General features: G+C 33.8%; 16 protein-coding genes and 1 pseudogene. 15 read left to right on the forward strand and 2 right to left on the reverse strand.

Going from position 1 to position 21,725, the window contains the following annotated elements:
- Positions 1 to 55 precede the first annotated feature (55 nt).
- Positions 56 to 1,117 carry an ATP-binding protein gene (locus tag AC6IWN_RS17975; RefSeq protein ID WP_497989354.1) on the reverse strand — a complete coding sequence of 354 codons (1,062 nt, stop codon included), beginning with the start codon at positions 1,115 to 1,117 and terminating at the stop codon, positions 56 to 58.
- Between the two features lie 40 nt (positions 1,118 to 1,157).
- On the opposite strand from AC6IWN_RS17975, the gene AC6IWN_RS17980 reads away from it, so the two are divergent.
- Entirely contained in the window at positions 1,158 to 1,418 is a 261-nt protein-coding gene (locus AC6IWN_RS17980) for a hypothetical protein (RefSeq protein ID WP_497989355.1), read from the forward strand.
- A gap of 347 nt (positions 1,419 to 1,765) precedes the next feature.
- Here AC6IWN_RS17980 and AC6IWN_RS17985 read toward each other — a convergent pair whose 3' ends face one another.
- Positions 1,766 to 2,551, reverse strand: coding sequence for a sporulation initiation factor Spo0A C-terminal domain-containing protein (locus AC6IWN_RS17985; RefSeq protein WP_497989357.1), 786 nt, complete (start codon positions 2,549 to 2,551; stop codon positions 1,766 to 1,768).
- A 479-nt stretch (positions 2,552 to 3,030) separates the two neighbouring features.
- Between AC6IWN_RS17985 and AC6IWN_RS17990 the strand changes: the two genes are divergently transcribed.
- From AC6IWN_RS17990 to AC6IWN_RS18055, 14 genes and pseudogenes are all read left to right on the forward strand, one after another.
- On the forward strand, positions 3,031 to 10,038 hold the full coding sequence (locus AC6IWN_RS17990) for a DNRLRE domain-containing protein (RefSeq protein WP_497989359.1): 7,008 nt from the start codon (positions 3,031 to 3,033) through the stop codon (positions 10,036 to 10,038).
- Between the two features lie 876 nt (positions 10,039 to 10,914).
- Positions 10,915 to 11,421, forward strand: coding sequence for a UPF0236 family transposase-like protein (locus AC6IWN_RS17995; protein WP_497989361.1), 507 nt, complete (start codon positions 10,915 to 10,917; stop codon positions 11,419 to 11,421).
- Positions 11,421 to 12,383 (forward strand): annotated as a pseudogene (locus AC6IWN_RS18000) (ISLre2 family transposase). Before AC6IWN_RS17995 ends, AC6IWN_RS18000 begins: the two are co-directional and overlap by 1 nt.
- Before the next feature lie 273 nt (positions 12,384 to 12,656).
- Positions 12,657 to 12,923 (forward strand): RHS repeat-associated core domain-containing protein, encoded by a 267-nt coding sequence (locus tag AC6IWN_RS18005; RefSeq protein WP_497989363.1) that lies wholly within the window; start codon positions 12,657 to 12,659, stop codon positions 12,921 to 12,923.
- A 95-nt stretch (positions 12,924 to 13,018) separates the two neighbouring features.
- Positions 13,019 to 13,654, forward strand: a complete 636-nt coding sequence (locus AC6IWN_RS18010) for a hypothetical protein (RefSeq protein ID WP_497989365.1) — start codon at positions 13,019 to 13,021, stop codon at positions 13,652 to 13,654.
- A 2-nt stretch (positions 13,655 to 13,656) separates the two neighbouring features.
- Complete coding sequence (locus tag AC6IWN_RS18015) at positions 13,657 to 14,193, forward strand: DUF5104 domain-containing protein (protein WP_497989367.1); 537 nt, start codon at positions 13,657 to 13,659, stop codon at positions 14,191 to 14,193.
- A 187-nt stretch (positions 14,194 to 14,380) separates the two neighbouring features.
- Complete coding sequence (locus tag AC6IWN_RS18020; RefSeq protein WP_497989369.1) at positions 14,381 to 14,653, forward strand: hypothetical protein; 273 nt, start codon at positions 14,381 to 14,383, stop codon at positions 14,651 to 14,653.
- 16 nt (positions 14,654 to 14,669) lie between these two features.
- Positions 14,670 to 15,206 carry a DUF5104 domain-containing protein gene (locus AC6IWN_RS18025; RefSeq protein WP_497989371.1) on the forward strand — a complete coding sequence of 179 codons (537 nt, stop codon included), beginning with the start codon at positions 14,670 to 14,672 and terminating at the stop codon, positions 15,204 to 15,206.
- 198 nt (positions 15,207 to 15,404) lie between these two features.
- Positions 15,405 to 15,599 (forward strand): hypothetical protein, encoded by a 195-nt coding sequence (locus tag AC6IWN_RS18030; protein ID WP_497989373.1) that lies wholly within the window; start codon positions 15,405 to 15,407, stop codon positions 15,597 to 15,599.
- Complete coding sequence (locus tag AC6IWN_RS18035) at positions 15,569 to 16,084, forward strand: hypothetical protein (protein WP_497989375.1); 516 nt, start codon at positions 15,569 to 15,571, stop codon at positions 16,082 to 16,084. Before AC6IWN_RS18030 ends, AC6IWN_RS18035 begins: the two co-directional genes overlap by 31 nt.
- A 261-nt stretch (positions 16,085 to 16,345) precedes the next feature.
- Positions 16,346 to 17,287 (forward strand): hypothetical protein, encoded by a 942-nt coding sequence (locus tag AC6IWN_RS18040; protein ID WP_497989377.1) that lies wholly within the window; start codon positions 16,346 to 16,348, stop codon positions 17,285 to 17,287.
- 559 nt (positions 17,288 to 17,846) lie between these two features.
- Positions 17,847 to 18,686, forward strand: coding sequence for a polysaccharide deacetylase family protein (locus tag AC6IWN_RS18045; protein ID WP_497989379.1), 840 nt, complete (start codon positions 17,847 to 17,849; stop codon positions 18,684 to 18,686).
- 317 nt (positions 18,687 to 19,003) lie between these two features.
- The gene (locus AC6IWN_RS18050; RefSeq protein WP_497989380.1) at positions 19,004 to 19,702 is read left to right on the forward strand and encodes a hypothetical protein; all 699 of its coding nucleotides are present in this window, start codon (positions 19,004 to 19,006) and stop codon (positions 19,700 to 19,702) included.
- Positions 19,703 to 19,802: 100 nt separating this feature from the next.
- Entirely contained in the window at positions 19,803 to 20,723 is a 921-nt protein-coding gene (locus tag AC6IWN_RS18055) for a polysaccharide deacetylase family protein (RefSeq protein ID WP_497989382.1), read from the forward strand.
- Positions 20,724 to 21,725: the final 1,002 nt, after the last annotated feature.

A 21,725-nucleotide genomic window follows, 5' to 3' on the forward strand; every position in this document is an offset into this window, starting at 1 on the left:
TCAAAGAAAAGCACTGCATATCATAATATAAGTATGATATACAGTGCTTTTCTTTTTATGATGCTGACTCGATATAATTCGATTCGTGGTCATTAACGATAATGATATCACTACGGAAGGAAAGTAAATTCTTAAGGTCATCCCGGTTGGATTTTATGCGCAGTTGACTTTGTTTATCAAATACTACGGATACCTTTTTGGTAAATAGGTTGTTATTCGAATATTCCTCGATAACAAAACTAGCGTCGTATTTTGAAATCAACTCGTACGTTGACATCAGACCGATTCCGCTACCACCATCTTCTGCATGTGTGGTAATCTGTTTTACTCCGATATTAAGCAATACCTCAACCTTGAAGGGATTTCCACTATCCAATATATCAATAAAATAATATCCATCTGCTACTCCAATATTGATCATGACTTTCCGGTTGTGCTCTTTTTTTGTTGCAATAATGGCATTCTCAATCAGATCTGCAAGTAAAGTTCTTAAATCTTCTATATCTATAATAGTATCTGTTAAATACTTTACACTTCCAGTTAATGAAAAATCAAGGTTAATATACAGCCTACTTGCCTTCTGAAGCATATAAGAGAATAAATTATCGATTGGTAGAACATCAGTTTTCGTAAGCTGCTTCCCGGTAACTTCATAGGTGCTTATAATACCAGCTCGTTCTTTCGTCATATTCTGTAATTGTGCAATTAATTCTTTCGCTTTAGCGATATGCAATTGGTGATCTGTTTCGTACTCCACCGATAATAGATACTCACGTAGAGCTAGTTCCATAGATGGGATTAACTTATTATCACTGTGAATAATTTTCGCTAATTCGTCATTATGAAATTTAAGATCATCAATTTGCTTATCTTTTTCATTTATGATTTCTTGAAGTGCTTCCGTTTCTTTTGCATTTATCTTCTCAATGTATTTTTGAGAAAGTCTACTTTTCCACCAATATAAAATTGAAAGACCACATAATAGTGTGAAAAAAACCGGTATGGTGAATACAAGATAAGCTTGCTCCCTAAAACCAAAAAATGAGATTGCAAATAATAAATTTATACTTATATAAAAGCCTAAATCATTGGAAGCATAGTCATATAAAAAAGGCATACCTTTCTTCAAACGTTTGAATTGAAAGGGGATGATCGCTATGCAAGTTTGTGCAATACCGAGTATAAATATTGCTATTGAATCAGGTGGAAATTCGTGGGTAAACAATTTGATTATGCTGCAAATAGGGTACGCTATAAATGAGCTAAGTACAAAATATACGGAGGATACACCAAAGGAGAAAATCGATACAATTAAAGCCAGCTTTGGGGTGACTTTAAGCGAAACAACAACAAAACAGGTAAATATGAGAACCATAACAAGAAAACTGAGAGGTTTGATGTGGGTTCTCATTAAATAAATCATTGGTAATATAGGAATTAATGACAAGCCAAAAGATAAATACACTTTTTTACTAGGCGTTATATGTAAAAGCCGGGTAAAAGTATAAAAGCAAGATATCAATGTGAATAAATATTTTACACAAGTAGCAAAAATAAGCTCACCTTCTTTAAAGTAATGATTATCAACATAAAGCACCACACAGCAACCAATATAGAAATCTTCCTATTTTAAGTAAATTTAAAGAAAAAATAGGAGGACGAAAACATGGCTGATTTTTGGAAAAAAATTTGGGGATGGTTTGGTTTATAATGTGAACAAGCTGCACATATGTGTGGCTTGTTTTTCTTTATCTAGATAACCGATCTAGTATTCATTCTTTATTTTGTTCGCGTAATAAAAGATAAACTCTGTTATCGTTGGAACACCTTTATCCGGGTTAATCCTGGCGGTGTAATATTTGAGCAAATCTTCTATATCCGTAGTCTTCCAGGCTTTACTGATTGCATTCTGAATTGCTCGTTCCACGCTGGATTCCGTCTTTTTGTATTTCGTACCAATGATATAACATAAATTCTGTGCCGGTTTGTCAATAACAATCTGTATTGCATCGAGAAGGTATTGAAAGCCTACAACCTTAGGACTAATACCAATGTTATTCAACTCTGTGCTGATTCTGCGCACGATACGCTTATTACGAATGTCAGGATCTTCTGTAGTGGCATGCGTCGTAGAGGATGCAAGTCTCTGGCTATGTACAATTGGCTTCATAATACTTATGAAGTCAATAACCTTTTTCACAGAGTAATCCTCTTGATGCTTTGACATTATGAAATCAGCACCAAGCTGACGAACTAAATCATAAGTAATCTGGCTCGAATTATTGGTAGTAATCAAAATATACGGCTTTGTGTCAAGCGAAAGGTCATTAATTCCCTGTAAAACAGCTATGCCATTACCACTGCCGTTATGTAGTTCAAGATCCAGGACTATCACATCCGGCAAGTAATCCTTTATATAATCGATTGCTGTATAGGAACTATTCGTAATTCCTAATAATGTGATATCTTCTAAGTCACTTATATAGTTGGAAAATTCATTACATGCTGTCGTATCATCTTCTACAATTATAATAGAGATAGTATCTGCCATATAACCTCCTAAAATGATATATTCCAATTGCTATCATATATTATTAAAATACAAAAACCAACGAAAAGCAACATATTTTGGTACGAAAAGGAATATATTTTAATATTAATTTTATATAAACTGCTTTAGTGGAAATTCATACAGATTTTTTATGATTTTCGGGTTAAATATAGTAACGATTGATAAAATCAAGTTGTATGAAGGAGGAAAATAAATATGATATGTATGTAGGCTTATAATTGTTCTCATTTCTATCATGGCAACATGGAATAGGATAAATGTATGAAAGGAAAAATGTACCTTATATTAGTAAATAGAGATTAATAATGATAAAAAGTGACAATAACATACAAAATATAATAATATTTATCATTTTATTGTAAAACAGGTATAATATGGTATAATCGTATCTGCGTGATTAATTTAACAATTAATCAGATAAAAATACAAAAGATAAAATAGCAATGGAGGATTTAAGGGTGGGAAAATCATTTAAACGAATAGTTGTTATGATACTTGTACTATGTATGACCATAACAACTGCCACTGAGAATGTGTCAGCACAAGTATTTAAGAAAGACCCTGTTAGTACCGGGTCAAAACAAACAGTTAGCACAAAGCCGGAGAAGCATAAGCTAACAAAAAGAGAAAGAGTAATTAAGAAAACAACGAATTCTACAACATTTCAAAATGATAATGGATCCAAGGAACTTGTTATGTATAGCGGAGATGTTCGCTTTAAGAACAAGGATGGAGAACTATTAGACTATGACCCAAGCTTAGTTGGTATTACTACAGAGGATATCAAGACCAATAAAAGATTGGAAAATTATAAATTCCAGAATAAAGAGGGTGATAAAAAACATTATCTCCCACAGAAACTCACTGAGGATACCCCTATCCTTATGGTGAATAATTCTTATGAGATGGCCTTCCGCCCTGTGTTTGCAAATGAAGAAGTGGAAGCAACTGATCTGGAACAAAATGATATAGTAGATCAATCCATCAAGGATGATAAAGATACGACAAAAAGTGAAAAGGTTGATCAAACTCTCAATGACACAGAGAAAGATGTAAAGCTTGACTCTGTGACGGATGATACAACCAAGGTAGATACAATCGATCAAGTTCTTGATAAGGTAGATCAATCAGCCTTGCCGGAGGAATCCGATCTAAAGTCAGCTTCGGTATCGAATGAAGAGACAACTGATTTATATGATGAGACAACTGAAGCACCGACAAAGGTTACCTATTCTACCCAGGATAAAAACATGCAGGTGGAATATGTATCTCAAGATACCGGTATGAAGGAGAATATCGTATTAAATGAGAAACCAGAGTCCAATGTATTCCTTTATGATTTAAATCTAAAGGGTATTGTTCCGAGAATGAACACACTGGATGGCGGAATCTCACTCTATGATAAAGAAACCGGAGACCTAGTGGGCGGCATCGAAGCTCCGTTTATGAATGATGCAACCAATAACGCATACAGTAAAGACTTGCATTATACACTCGGACAGAAAGAAGGGGAAGAGGATTCCTATGTTTTAGCGCTTACTGTCAGCGAAGATTATTTAAACAGTACGGACAGAGTGTATCCGGTAACAATCGATCCAACCGTTACTTGGTTTGGAAGCGAGGATATCTCGGATGTATATATTATAAGTAAAAGTCCTTATGACGATATGAACTTTTATTCAAGTGGGGTAACTACATTTTCAGTTGGTAACGGAGCACAAGGAGTATTCCGTACCTATCTACGATTTACTGATTTTACGAAATTGATTGACAATCAGTATATCGACAGTGCCAAGTTGACCTTATATGAAACGGATAATGGAGGCTCCGGTGGAACGGTAGAAGCTCATCGAGTAAAAGCGGATTGGACAAAAGGAGATATCACATGGAATACTCGTAAGGATTATACGGCAGCATTCTATGATTCCTTTACCACAAGCGGCAAAAAAGGGACAGCAAAAACATTAGATCTTACTGATCATGCAAGAGAAATTGCAAATGGATCATATACAAGTTATGGTATCTTACTTCGTGATGCAGATGAGACAAGCTCCGGAGTATATTCCCAATACTATAGCTCTCGTTGTAGTACTGATTCCTATAAACCGAAATTATCAATCGTATACTATGATGGACCAACGATTGCAAGTAGTGTAACGGTTAATGATCAATACATAAAACCTGGAACCTATACTACTGTAAATTGGGCAGGGATATCATCACAGTCATTAAACCATGTGGAATATCGCTTGGCTACTTATAATTCTACTAATACTGATGTTATCGATGAGTCGTATATTCCATATTCCTCCTCAACTCAAATTGGAACTACGAGCTCAGGTAGCAAGACGGTATCTGGTAGTAATACCTGGCCAGCAGGCTGCTATCGTATATTTGTACGAGGAGTTGATAATGGTGGAATTGTAGGAACAGGCAAGGGTGCAACAATTTATGTAGATGGTACTGCACCAACTGGATCTATATCATTTAGTTCACCTGAAGATGGTATACCAGATGGTAGTAATGGTTGGTTTAAAACAGCACCAACAGTGAAGTTTAATGCGAGTGATGCAACTAGTGGTGTACAAAGCGTCTCTTATTCTGTTTCTATAAACGGTGGAGCTGTCACAACTGCAACTACAAAAGTAGGAGGAACCTTTACACCGACCCCGACTGCAGCGGGCACCTATAGTATTACTGAGAAAGTTATAGACGGAGCAGGTAATATTTATACATCACCAGCAAAGACATTTAAATACGACCCTACACCGCCTAGTATTTCTATTTCAGAAAATATTGAACCAGACGGAAATGGTAGCTGGTATAAAACAGCACCAATATTAACATTTAAAGCAAGTGATCCAGTAAGTGGCCTTCAAAGCTTTACATATTCCGTAACCGGTGCAGATACAGAAAGCAATTCAATTTTAAACGGGAGTACTACTTATAAATTAGAAAAAGCAGGTACCTATAATATAACATTAAATGCAACAGATAAGGCAGGAAATTCAGCTCCTGCAGCAAAGTATGCATATTATTATAGCCCAGCTAGTGGTGTAGTAACGTTGATTTCTGTAAAGAATATAGAAGATAATAGTAACGGATGGTATAAAGCAAAACCAGAAGTAACCTTTGACGCTAGCTCTGCAAGCGGAATTAAAACAATTACCTATACAGTAACCAATACAGCAACGAATACAGTAACCAAAACGGGTACGATATCACCCGGAGGAAAAATATCAATAGATACTCAGGGAACCTACAAGGTTTCTGCGAACATTACTGATGGAGCAGGTAATAACGTTCCGGCTACTCCAATAACGGTTAAATATGATTCAACCATACCAACTGCGTCCATCACTGCTGATCCACTTAAACCCGATGGTAGTAATGATTGGTATAAGACTGCCCCGCAGTTAACCTTTAATGCGAGTGATTCATTGAGTGGTCTGCAAAGCTTTACATATTCCATAAACGGAGCAGCTTCGAGTCCAATTAATAACGGAGATAGCTATAACGTAGCAACAGCTGGTACTTATAATATATCAATAACAGCAAAGGACAAAGCGGACAATCCAAATTCACCAACTTATAAGTATCAATTTGATCCAACTGCTCCAAATATAACATTATCTGCGTCCACGGCATGGGATACCGTTAATACAATAAACTTAAGCGTAACGGATGCGGTAAGCGGATATGATGCAACTTCAACTAAGTGGGCATTAGGCTCCTTCACAACAGATAACTTCCCGTTATCTGCTGCAAGCTCAGTCACCGGAAGCTCTATTCAGGTTTCTCAAAATGGGGTATATACTGTTTATGCCAAAGATAAAGCCGGAAACCCCTCTGTAAAGACAATTACGGTTGGGCATGTCTATAACCCTGCAAGTCTTGGCAGCTTTACCTATAGTGCGACAGATTTCAGTATCGATTCACCGGGATACACCATGGCATTTACACGTTTCTATGATTCGCAGAATAATGCTGTTGGTTTATTCGGCAAAGGCTGGAGCTTTGCTTTCCAGGGTAGCTGTATGGACTATAGCAATACCTATAAAGATGCAAAGGGAATTACACAGACAATTAAGCTTACGAATATAAAAGTAGTGTCATTACCTGATGGTAGCAAAGACTTCTTTGAACTAAAAGGAAGTGCATACGTAGGACTGAACACCAGAGACAAGCTTGTTAAAAATAGTGATAATACATTTACAATAACTAGTATTGATAGAACCACTTATCACTTTACTGCCAGTGGTTATCTTGACATGATTACAGATCAAAATAATAATATTGTAAAAATCACTGTAGATAGTACAGGTAAGATAAGTAAGATAGAAGACTCTGTACATAGAATATACCAGATTGACTATGACGAATCCGGGAAAATTAGTTCAATTACTGATCCAGCAGGAAGAGTATTCGGGTATCAATACGATAATGGCAACTTAACAAAGAGCATCTCACCAACCGGGAAGACCGTTGATGAGTATAGTTATAATTCAAATAATTGCCTAACAAGTATTAAAGATGCCTTTGGTAATGTGAAGCAGAGTGCTTCTTATGACGCCGCCAAGACTTGGAGAGTAATCAAAATTACAGATAGTGATGGAAAGGCAACCTCCTTTACTTATGATGACTCAAATTATATAACAACTACGACTGATTCAGATGATAACAAGACGGTCACAACATATGATAAATTAATGCGACCAATATCAACTTCAGATGGTGAAAATGTAACGGGTACTACAACTTATCTAAACAATTATGATGATATCGACCAGTCAACTGACGAGGATGGTAATGTAACAACGTATACATATGATGGTTATGGGAATATAACAAGTAGTATTACAACGGATGACAGTGGAAGCATAACAGAAGAGATTAAGTATGTGATTACTTATTATAGTTTAGACCATATTAAAAAGTGTATTGAAGATTCAACGGTCACTAGTTATGAGGAAGAAACAGGAGTGACCACAGATAAAACAATCACAACAACAGAATATGATGAGAATGGTAACTTACTGATGCAAGAGGTTAATGATGGAATGACTGTTAACACTACATCCTATACTTATTATTCGAATAGATTGGTAAAAAGCGAAAAAACGAAGGATGGTACCGAGACTAGTTATACGTATGATGATAAATATTGGTATCCGGAAAGTACAACGGTAACAAAGGATGGAGAAGTTGCAGATACTACCAGTTATCAGTACAATGAATTAGGCCAACTCATTAATTCTACAGATGCAAAGAAAGTTATAACTACATTAATCTATGACACTTTGGGTAATGTTATAAAACAAGAAATAAAGGATAGAGAAGGGTCGTCACGAGTGATTCGTACGGTTTACGATTCATATGGAAGAGTTCTACAGAAGATATCACCAATGGAGTACTCTACCGAACAGGATAGCATTACAAAAGGAGATAACGGAATAGCAACGAATGAGAGCTATAATGACACTACCGCCGGAACTAGTTATTCTTACGATGCGATAACCGGTAAATTGACAACTACTGCAGTAAGTAGCTATAGTGTAAAATATAATTCGAAAGGTGATGTTACAGCTGTATCCGTAAAGGGCAATAAAGGGGATGGTGAAGAAGGCGTATCAAGTAAAACCTTGGCATCTTATTCTTATACCTCTGATACTGATGAGTTACTAAAGGAAATAAATTATGCGAATGGTGGGAAGATTGTTTATGACTATGATAACGATAAAGTAAAAGGCATAAGGATTGACGGTAATATTAATTATTCCTATGAGTATAGTTATAACGAAGATGATAACTTGAAGACAAAAAAGGATTATGACAATAGTACCACCACCTCCTATACGTATAACGAGGATTCTTCCACAACGGTATCCGTAACGAAGGGAACAGGAGAAGTACTTGGAGAAGAAATAGATCATTATACGATTGGATCAGATGATGTGAGCCTCGACCAGGTATTCAATAATAAAACTTATAGCATAAAGGTTGACAGCGATAATAATAAAGATTCTTTCTCTACAAATGCAAATGAGATTTATTCAAAATCTTATCAGTATGCGAATGATGATTCGAATGACAAACTAAATGAAACTAAGATTATGAATGGAGATACAACTGTTTTAGGTACAAATTATCAATATAGCGGAAATGGTCAGCTTGAAGAATATAAGAATACTTACTCAAATACATCTTCCAATCTGACATATACCAATGATAACTATGGAAATATCTCTACGATAAGTTTAAACGGTGTAGAACAATACCATTACTATTATGATATTGCCGATGAGCTAATTCGTGTGGATGACCATGTTCAAATGAAAACCTTTACATATGAATATGATACCCATGGCAATATATTAAACAAAAAGGAATACACCTATACCACTGAGACAGAGTTGACTGGTGAAGTTGCTAGTAGTACAATTAATTATAAATATAATAATAGCGAATTTCCAGATGAATTAACTAATTATAATGGTCAGGAAATAACTTATGATGAGTTGGGTAATCCGCTAAGCTATCTTGGTTGGAATATGGAGTGGAAGGCTGGTCGTGAGCTTAACTCGATGAATAAAGGGACAGATACTATTAATTATCATTACAATGATAAAGGTATCCGTACCTCAAAAACAGTAAATGGAGTTACTACCACTTACACCACAATTGACGGACGTATTACAAGTCAAGATGATGGTACGAATAAAATATACTTCCGTTATGACAAAAATAATCAACTGGTTGGATTTAACCGAAATGGTACGGAATATCTCTATGTATTAAACGGTCAAGGAGATGTAATTGGTATTCTAGACAATGCGGGTAAGCAATTAGTAAGTTATAATTACGATGCATGGGGACTTTGTACAACACTGAGTGACACATCTGAAAGTGACTTGGCAAAAATTAATCCTATGAGATATAGGGGATATTATCTTGATAATGAGACGGGATTCTACTATTTACAGAGTAGGTATTATGAACCGAATGTGGGTAGGTTTATCAATGCTGATGAACCAAGTATGCAAAAGCTGAATACGGAGAATCCTATTTGTTCTAATTTATTTGTGTACGGTAATAATAATCCAATTATGAATATTGACCCTAGTGGATTCAAGAAATTGAAATTAGGTGCTTGGTTCATTTTGACAGTTGATATAGGAATAATAATTTTTCCAATGCTTTTTACTTGGAATAGAGTATTGAAAAGTGGAAAAATTGGAGTTTCAGTTGGTCAGAAACTTATTGATAAGTTAGCTAAAGTTGCAGCAAAAGGTTTGCGTAAAATTATGAGTAGAAAACATATGCTAATATTGATAACTGCATTGGAAGGCTTAGATGATGTTTTAAGTAAATTTAGTAAAATATCAATCGGTTTTCTTGCAGAATATTTATTTGATATTGCGGATGGTAAACGAGATCACAAAATCAATCTTGATAAAATATTTTAATACATTATGGGAGGCACAATGGATATATTAAAAGAAATTTACTGGACGGCACTGATGCCTTGTATTCCAGCTATCTATTTTTCTAAAACATCTACAAAAAAGCCTAGGAGCATTAAGGACATAACGCTTGTGTATGTATGTTTTTCGTTGATTTATGGAGGTTATTTTCTTAAGGCCAAAGAAAAGGAGATAAGAGGTAATTCCATTATATGTCTCATTACATTGATAATTACATACCTCTTAGTTCTATTGATGCATTTAATTTACAAGAAAATGAAAAAAAAATATTAGCTTGGTCTTATGTATAAGAGTAACAAGAACCTTCGAGTTAATTAACATCATATAGAATAAATGATAAGCTCCCTTTTAAGTTGATAGTTGAAATAATAAAACTGTTCACTTTTAAGGGAGTATTTTTCTCTTTTTATTAAAGTTGTCCTTTAAATAGATTGTAAGTGAAATTTGTATACGGAAAATAACCTTTCCGTGTAAATTAGCACTTACACTTATACCAGTAAATATAGGGAAAGCTGATTTAAAAAGATCTATAAGGTTATTATAGAGTTTATGTAAGAGGATTTAATTCCGATAATAGAAAAGTATGTGAAAAAAGAATTACATCCGCAATTAAAGGGTTAGTACCACTTATTGTAGATGGAATATTTGCAGCCGTATCAGAGTCATGGGGAACATTGATTGCAAAACTTATTGATAAATATGATAATGACAAAAATAAGGGGATATTATGTTAGCGTAAAATTACTATAGGATATATGTAAAAATACAACATTTATATTTTGGGGTATTAGAAAAGCACCTCTTTGTGGTAAATTAGGTTTGTCAAGAACTTAATAAATACAAAGGAAGGTGCTTTTCATGTATGAAATTATACTACAATGTTTAACTCAAAATCTAGAGGGTTTCGCAAAGAATCTTTCGGATACACTTTTAATCAAGAAAGATGCTGCAGATTTGGCAATCGGGGTTAAAAAAGGAACGGATGAAATGGGAAGAAATATCATGACTATACTTATGGAAACAATGGATGAGGTAATAAGGAAGGAGCCAGGTAGGTCTGATAGCTATGAAATTGTTCATGCAAACGATTCCAATACCTTGCTGTACTGTCTTGGCAGCTTTAGCTATAAGCGAACTTACTACAGGGATAAGAAAACAGGAGAATACACATATCTCAGTAATCGCCAATTCGGGATAGAACCCAAGTCGAAAACCATGGAAGATTCTAAGGCACTTGCCTTACAAGAAGCGGTTGAATCAAGCTACCGTAAAGGAAGGCTTTGTGCCAGTGTTAGTGAATCCCTTTCAAAAGGAAGCATAAAGAACTTAATACACAGTCTGTTGTGGAAATGCCGGAGCCGATAGTGAAAGAAAAGAAGAAAGTAAAAATCCTGCATATAAATGCGGATGAAGACCATGTGTCGGCACAATTTTGGAACAAGAAGGGAGACTTGCAAAAAAACGAAGATAGGACAAAGTATAATACTATCATCCCTAAGTTGGTCTATATTTACGAAGGAACAGAGCGGGAATCCCCCACAAGTAAGAGGTGGAAGTTAATAAACACTCATTATTTTAGTGGATTGTATGAAGGGGAAAAGAATACAGATTTATGGTTGAAGGTGGCTGATTACATAGATAAGAATTACGATACGCAATATTTGGAGACAGTGTATCTGTGTGAGGATGGTGCTAATTGGATAAAGCAGGGACTATCATGGATAAATAAAAGCCGTTTTGTAAAAGACAAGTTCCACTTAAAGAAATACATCCATAAAAGCGTCATACATATGGGAGAACAGGTTGATACCATGAAGCAAATGATAGAGGATGAATTTAGTTTCGAGGATAAAAAGGCAATTAATGAAATCTATCGCAAGCTAATTGAATACGCAGAAAGCGAGAGCAAAAAAGAAGAAATAGAACAGGCTAGAAGGTATATCATGAACAATTAGGGAGGTATTATAATCTATAATGACAGCGGTCATGAAATTACCGGATGCAGTGCGGAGGGGCATGTCAGTCATGTACTCTCATCAAGGTTGAGCAGCCGACCATTAGGTTGGTCAAAAAAGGGAGCCGACAAGATGGCAAACTTAAGAGCATTTGTATGGAACAAGGGTAATATATATGATTTGGTTTTATACCGGAAGTACAAGGAAATGAAGGAAGACGCAGATGAAGAAAGGGATAGCATAGTAATGGGAGCACGGAAGCGTATGTCAAAGTATAATAACAGCATAAATCACAGTATAGGCGCTTTAAATACAGGGAGATCTAACTGGTTGTATGAAACAATGAAACACTTCCGTGGAATCTGCGGATAATTCTACTTAATCCTCTTAATAATTCAAAAGCGTACTCTAATAGTTCAGTCAAGGATGCGAAGCACTGCCAAAGCGGCGAAGTCCTTGAGTGAACTATTAGAGTATGATAAATACAAAAAAGAGGATTAAGCTCTTGAAAATAAAAGTAAAATCAATATAATAAGGATTAACAAATCTATTTAACACATCAAGGGAAATTTCTGCCCATACAAATCCTATACTAACTAAACGCAATCGGATATTATTGGATTAGTTGACTGTCATAATAATGAAGTGGTATGTTATAGTTATGACGCATGGGGGAAAATTCTAGGAATAGAAGGGGACGAAGCGAGTACGTTAGGCGACTTAAATCCACTCCGCTATCGTGGATATTATTATGATAATGAAAGTGGACTCTATCTGCTGACCTCAAGATATTATGATCCAAACATGGGAAGATTTATTAGTTCAGATGACCCTAGTTCTATAATGTTAAATAGCAAGAATCAGATTGGTGCGAATTTATTTACTGCAGTAATAACCCAATTAATTTTATAGATCCAAGTGGACATTCTGTTAAAGAAATTACAAGAGAGCTTGCTTACTGGATTATCGGTAATCCGTTTAATGCTAAGGTAACTCAGCATCCTAAATTGGCTGAAGCATTAACCGGAATACCTGTTTTGGATATATTTTATGCTGCAGGTTTTGTTAGAGATAGTAAGGGAAATTATCATGCACGACCCAATTGCTTACAGCAAATTGGCGGATATAACACATTTTATGACATCATTTTTGATTATGCTACAGATATGCAGACTAAGAAATATAAATTTAGTACGAAAGACGGTAGACAGTACATCTTGTGGGCATGGAAAGGAAATTATCTTAATTTAGGTGCTGGTGCTGAAATGGGAATATATTCAAATAAGTCAGGGGTTAAAGGGGCAGTGAATGTTACTTGTCCAAGTGACAAACATTGGTTAGTTGACACAAGTCTTGCAATGCCGATGACACTTAAATTGGTATATAAGAATAAAACAATAATTAATTACAATCCTAGTAAGGATAAAGATCATCCTTATAAAAAGGTATGGTGGATAACAGGATTTAATCCGTATAAACAAGGAGTTAAAGCAAAGCAACTGACAGTGAAAGTTACTATTGACTTTTCAGGTAAAAAAGATATATTTAAAGCATTTCATGATGCTTGGAAAAAGAAAACTGATAAGTGGACTTATGACACAAAGAATTATAAAGCCACATTTACTTATGAAAGAGAGGAATAGTCATGAAAAAAATTTTTTTTATTATTATTATGTTAATGAGTATAATGTCATTATGTTCATGCGCTATTGGGAAGACAAGGTTAGAATTACTAAATTCAGATAGTGAAGAGGAAAAATCCAATGCCCGTATGGAACAGGTGACTGAAGCAATCAAAAAACATGATAAAGAAGCTATAAAATCCATATTTTCAAAACAGGCTATGAGCGAAACAAAGAACTTGGATGATGGGATGAATTATCTTTTTGATTTAATTAAAGGCAACATAAAGTCATGGAAAAACGAAACATGGGCTTCTGAAAAAAAAGTGGAAGGTGTAAAGAAGTCTGTAGAAATTGATTCTTGGTATATAGTGACTACAGACGAGGGAGTTTATAAGTTTTTCCTACTCGACTATGCGACAGACACTATAAATCCGGATAATGAAGGTTTGTATTCATTACGTGCTATAAAAGCAGAGGATGAAGAAACGCAGTTTACCTATATGGAGCATATGAGGATTCCGGGTATTTATATACCAAAGACATCCTCAAGCAAATGAATTATGATTTCATTTACATAATTTTATTTACCGAATATACGTAAACACACATCTACTGGAACCATTAAAGCAGGTTTCAGTAGATTGTTTTTTAAATATGTATATACAGCGGATCAAACTTGATAAATTGGAGTCTTGAAGAATGTTATTATAAAGAAACGTTATTCAGTTTGACACAAGCCTTGCTATGCCGATGACACTTAAATTGGTATATAAGAAAAAAACAATAATTAATTATAATCCTAGTAAGGATAAAGATCATCCTTATAAAAAAGTATGGTGGATAACAGGATTTAACCCATATAAACAAGGAGTTAAGGCGAATCAATTGACAGTAACTATTAAAGTAGATTTTTCTAGTAAAAAAGATATATTTAATTCATTTTATGATGCTTGGAATGGTATATCAGATAAGTGGACATTTGATAAAAAGAAATATACCGCTACTTTTAAGTTTTGAGAGGAGATGAAAAACTGTGAAAAAATATTGTTCAATATTTCTAATATTAATTAGTATAGTGTCATTATGCTCATGTTCGCTTGTAGGCTCTAGGTTAGATGGGTTAAACCAGGCTAGCGATGAGGAAGTAGCTGATGCCCGTATGAAACAAGTGGTAGAAGCAATCAAAAAGCATGATAAAAATGCTATAAAATCCATATTTTCCAATCAGGCTTTGAGTGAAGTAAAGAATATCGATGATGGGATGAATTATCTTTTCAATTTAATTCAAGGCGATATTAAGACATGGAAAAATGAGAGGTTAGGTTCTGAGGGACACATAGAACATGGGAAAAAATCTATAATAATCGACTCTTGGTATACAATTACTACAGACGTGGGAATATATAAAGTTTTTTTAATAGACTATACAATTGACACTATTAATCCGAATAATGCTGGCTTATATACATTACGTGCTATTAAAGCAGAGGATGAAAAAACACAATTTACCTATATGGAACATATGAGGATTCCGGGTATTTATATACCAAAGACATCCTCAAGCAAATGAATTAAGATCTTATTTACATAATTTTATTTATCGAATATATGTGAACTCACATCTACTGGAACCATTAAAGCAGGTTTCAGTAGATTGTTTTTTGGGTATGTATATCCAGCCGATCAATCTTGATAAATGGGGTATTTAATCTATGACATTTTGGGTAATGTTATAAAGCAAGAAGTAAACGATGGAGAAGGGTCACGAGTGACTCGTACAGTTTATAATTCCTATGGAAGAGTTCTACAGAAAATCTCTCCAATGGAATATTCCCCCGGACAGGATAGTTTTACAAAAGGGGATAACGGAATAGCGACGGATGAGAGCTATAATGATAATACTGCAGGAACTTGTTATTCTTACGATCAGATATGGAGTTTACTTCTCCTTGTGATAAGTTAATAAAGACCAAAAAGCTATCTACCGGTATCGCGTACGAGTTTGATGATGGACATAAGATAATAATCAACAAGATGAAAGATGATACGTATGATGTGCTAAATAAGCTTACATCAAAACAGAAAAAGTATCTTCGTAATATATTTGGTGATGTATATTTCGAATCATCGTTTGAATTCATGAAGAAAATATATGCGTTAACCCCGGATGCGATAAGCTATTTTGCGCCTATGAGTGAAATTACATTGAAGAAAGAATTGCTGGAATTTAAAAATATTATTATTCCATATCAAGATTCAAATGGCTTGTATTGCTTTGATACCAATAATATTAAGGGATTTCAGTATGGAAATCCTCAAAAAAGTAAAATAATTATTATTCAAATATTTATTGAGAATAAAAACTGTACGCTTTCCTTAGTAGGGGATAATATTAAACAAAATGATATCGATTTGATGTTATCATCAATTAATTTAACTGATAAATAAAATGTGGTTTTACCCGATTGTTGAATCACACATTGATACTCTTAAAATCTGCATATAAAATTTTATGTATATTAATGAATTAACACAATATATACTGTCTGTAATAGGTAAAAATGGACATTCTATAATGCCCAAATATATAAATAAGCATATAGAAATCCTTACATAACATCAGTGCACACAGGTAGGGGAAGATAAAGTAAAATATGCTCAGATAACCGAATTAACTGATTATGGTATTTTACTTAAGGGGAAGTGTAAATGAGAGTTCGTGTTTTAATGATATGTTTAATAATACTGATTTTCTGTTTTTGTGGTTGTAGTAAATCTAATAGAACGGATAATGATGAAAGAGGGATCACTCCTACAATCATAGATACTAATAATGGTGTAGGTATAAAAGATCGGGTAACACCGATTATAACGAATGTTTCTAGTGAACCTACTGTCGCACCATCTAAAGATAATGTTAAAGAGCACAATTATGATAAGTATCTTAAAAAGATATGGGTAGTAAAAGATTGGAATAACACTGGTTATATATCTTCATCTTTTTATATAACTAGTATAATGAATGGAGAAATAACCGGTAAATTATCAACATGTGATATAGCTACGCCTGAATTCTATATATATGACTTTGAGAATAGTTCGAATATGGGAAATTTATCTGGCACTATTGAAGATAGTAAGGGTTTATGCAAATTTAAAGACAATGCTGGGAACAATGGAAATATTATATTGGATTTTAAAGGGAAAAATGAGATAGAGGCAGTCATCAATTATGAAAGTAAGGGTGATTCATATAAAGATGAACATTTAGGAGGGAGATTTCTTTTTCGACCATATAATTTGTCTGATATTGAAGGATTCAAAACAGATAAAAAGAATTCTTTTAGTACATACCTAAACTCCTGGGAAAAAATAAGTTTTGTATCTGGAGAAATTAAATCGATTGATAAAACTCAGCCTGCAGCTTTTCTTACTGATAAGGATGGTAATATACTTTATGAATTTAGTGCGGGGTTTAAAATCGGATCTGTTATAAAAAAAGCCTTTATCAAAGATATAAATAAAAATGGTCTAAAAGATATCTTAATAACTACATATTTCAAGGAGGATCCGGATATTGAGGATATAACGTGGATATTTCTCCAAAGAGGCGATGGTATGTTTTATAGTAGTGATATTATAGAAAAATAAGCTGGTCCTTATGATTTAGATAAGCAAGTAGAGTCTGTTTTTGAAATTATCGGAGCAGAATCAAACGAAAACAGGACCTGCTTAAAGACGTCTCCTTAGCTAAAGATCAGACAAAGGCAATAGTAGATACATTTTATGAATTTGTCATGAAGAAGGTTGATAAAGAGTAATACGTTCTTAAATGGAGAGATATGCAAACGGGAACTTTACTAAGGAAGAATTAAATTTGAATAAGGGCAAAAATTACGAAAGAGCAAATGATTGATTTCGCTAAACAAATTATAGAAGTATAATAAGAGGACTAAGATTGGTGCAAAGTGTGATTGGCCAAATAAAGGGGGTAAGATTCTTTGAATCTTACCCCTTTACTACGTCCTCACGTACCATTATTCATATTATTATTCTGTAAAACGACAATAACCAACGAAAAGTAACTTTTTTGGGTATGAAAAGAAATATATTTCTTAATCGATTTTGTATAAACTATAAGATGCATTTCAGAAAACTTAACAAACAGATTAATGCAAACTACTTACAGTGTTGACAAGGGGAGAAGATTATGAGAAAAGGTGTTGTCTTATGTTCGATTATTGCTATAACGACTTTATTATCGGGGTGTATGTCAAAAACGGAACCACCGGATACATCATTAGATAGTGAGATAATCTACATAGCATCGATGCCCACCGATAAATCGGGTGGAAGTGAAAATATCAGTACAACACCGCGGCCTATTATAAAGCCCGTTATTAAAGAAACCGAAGACGATATTAAGTATAAAATAAATACAAAGGAATATGAAATTAAAAGCAATAAGGGTAAACCATTCAAGGTAAAATATGCTCAGATATCCGGTTTAGCGGATAAAAACAAAGAAAATCAGATTAATGATACTCTTAAGTCATCCATGACGAGTTGGCTCAATGAGTATTGCGAGTGGGCGCACAGATTTAAGGTTGATATAACCTATAAAACTTCGAATTATTTATCGGTTTTATATACAGTAGAGTGGGAGAATAAAAACGGCGCTGATTTAATAAGCGATTATACGCGTATTGGCACAATTATAGATATTGAAACGGGTAATAGGATTTATTTAAATAATATTATAGAGGATACAAAGGGGTTGAAACAAATCTTTAAAACCTACGATTATGGAAATGATTTTCCGCCACCAATCGATAATGAGGAGGCTAATGAAATACTACATGATACCTCAATGTCTGAAAAGGATTATATAGAGGAAATACGAAGGACATCTGATCCTGAGATATACAAGGATTTATCAGAATATCTGACCAATAAATCATCATTTTATCTAAAAGGTGATCAATTGGTTATAACAAGAGATCAGTACAATTTAGATGACCTATATATTGAATTAAGTGTTTCAAAGTGAATTAATATATTAAGTCATGTTTATTTTGCAGCATAAGAGAGCAAGGTTGATTTGGTTATAATTTGATGATAGATAATGATTAAGTTTTAGAATTTTGACAATCTTACAAAGCATAGCGAACCTGGTCTTGTATCGATTGAATATGATAGAAACAACAGACTATGGAAAGTAAATAAGTGCTATGTATTTAATAATGGAGGGTTTGCTGTTATCGAACAAGATACGGGGAAAACCGTAAAAATGTTATTGGAAAAATAATAATGATGTTTGTAGCATAAAGTTGCTGGGTTCAGCCAATGGAGGATTTATATTAATAAATGATGTCGGATGGTGGTTTAATGGTTTTAAATTTTTATGGAAGAATTCCTGAAGAGGAATCTTTTAATATACATGTAAACAATGAAGTTAAGGAAATTAGTAGCCTAAACTCATGTGTTACTTTTGAAATTCTTGAAAGTAAGCAGTATCAAATTGAGATTTCCCAAGAGGTTTCAAAAAGCAATAGAAAACCAATATGTATCGGTTTCTATATACTCACTATGTTTCTTCAAGGGATATTTAATATATTGATCATGAAAACGGATTCAAGATGGTATAAAAAAGTGAAAGCGTATTGTATCAATGTGAAAATGTATGTTGATGTACAAAAGGATACCGAAATTCACTTCATGTACATAAACTCGAAATACGATGAGAAAAGGGGAAAATGGTCCCTGCCAATATTTAAAATGGACTCAAATTGGAATGCAGATGTTAAGTATATAGTAAACCCCCTTGATTTTACGAACCAATATTATAATTACTTTAGGCGAGTTTTATCAATTTCAGCTATAGCAATGCTATTAATTGGTACGATGCTGTATGCCGCTACCATTAATGCGAATCATTCTGAAGTCATTATCATTGCTGTTTTTACCATAGCTGCTATAATACTCATAGGAGCATTGCTGTTATTGCAATATCAAAAGTATCGGTGCCTTTATAGAGCATTTTGTGAGCAGAATAATCTGGTGTAGCTAGTCCTAAATATTACAAATGAAAAAAAGATGAGCTTAAGAATATACCAACTATGATAGATTTTAGGGGGTGCTATTGAGTAAATCTTGGAGGAACATAATGAAAAGAGATGGTGCTAGAAGAGTTAAATTATTAATACTAATATGTATAATATTATTACCCTTAATGTCTTGCACGTCAAAGGAAGATAAAGAGGTATGTGATAAAATTGAAAACCAGCCTACAATCGCAAGCCAAGATAGGCTGGTTAAAAAAGACATTGACATAAAAGACAATGATGATAAAGAAAATCAATCAATAAAAGTGGTCTTAAAGAGAATAAGCCAGAAAGAATTTGATACCTGGGTAAAAAAGAATTATAAAGGATGTACACAACCTAATGGTGAGCCCCTCACAAAGCCCGAGATAGCGGACTTCGATTATCCTTATGTTGAAGGAATAGATAATCCAGAGTTAAAAAACAAAATTAATAAGATTATAAAAACTGCGATTTTTAATAAGGAATTTTTCTCTAGGCCAATCTGTGGGGTGGAAATTGCTACAACACCGAACTCCGAATTTGAATCACCAGGTGTTATAATAAACAACAATATTTTAAGCATTCCTATTACATTGTATTGGAATGTAGAAAAAGGCAATTACAAGTCTATGTCAGTAACAATAGATTTGAAAACTGGAGATAGATTATATTTGGAAGATATTATTTCCTTAAATGAAACATTTGCAAGAAGATTACTATATGAAGATGATTTTTTTATTAATTTTGATTATTTGGGGGTAACAGTTAAAGAAAGTATATATGGTATGTGTGGTTTGAGAGAACTTTCCCGAAGTGAAGCAAGTAAAGAACTATTAGATGATTTAAGAGATAATGAGGCAAAAGATAAAAAAGTAGATACATATTACTTGACGAAGGATGGTATTATACTGACACGTTATGCAAACGATGGAATACCTTTGGAAATAAATATTCCGTTTAAAAATTTAAAAGATTATATTAAGATTAAAAGTTGGGAATAAATCATTCTAGTGAAGGGAGGAGAGTGTATAATTCGATTTAAGAAACATCCACCGGAAAATCTTCTTTCTAAAGCGTGGATTTATTATTTGTTTAGAAGATATGACAAAGCAATAAAAGTATATAATGAGATTTTAGAAAATGGCTCGAAGATAATAATGTACAAAAGGGATTCCTATTTGCAGGAAGTGCCTGATGTTAGGCTATATGTATATAGTTGTTTGGCAGATTGCTATATAAAGAAAGGAGATACTGTAACCGGAAGAAAGTATATTGATCAAATATATGAAGTGAAAAGTGATAAGGAATTACCGAAACATTTTATACGGAAAATCGAAGGATTGATAAGGTAATAACCAAATATAGATCAAAACCAACATAAACCAACGAAAAGCAACGAATTTAGGTACGAAAAGGAATATATTATTTTGATTTTTTTCTGTAAACTGTGATCAGATGATAATTTGTGTGCGCAAATTAATGCAACCGGATATCAAGGTATGGAAGGTGATGAAGATTATTATCTGGAATATATCTGAAAATCCTACTGATTATACTCCTATCAAGCGATAAGCATTTAAGATTCTAACAATGTAGCAACCATATATGTCTATAATAGATTGGGGAATGTATTAAGAATGTGGTAAACGGTAGAAGTCAAGCGCGAATAAAGCGTGTGGTTAATGAATCCTTTTGGAATAGTATTGCTAATGTCTTTGAGGGAGTATAATCAGGTTGGGATAGACTAACAGATGATATATTAGTTGTAAGTAGGTTTTAGATTGTAATACCTAAAGTGACAATTAAGTGATTGAATAATATAATGTAGAGGCTGCACAGTTTATCTGGTGCGGCCTTTTTGATGTTGTAATCAAAAGCAGTATAAAAGCATAAAGGGATGTTGAAAAAATAATTTGTAGGAATAATGTTATATTGCCATAATGCACTGTTCTTCCAAGCAGTGCATTATGGCAAATAACATTGTTCCTTAAAAGAATTATTTT

It is taken from the genome of Variimorphobacter sp. HTMS_6, assembly GCF_059717775.1.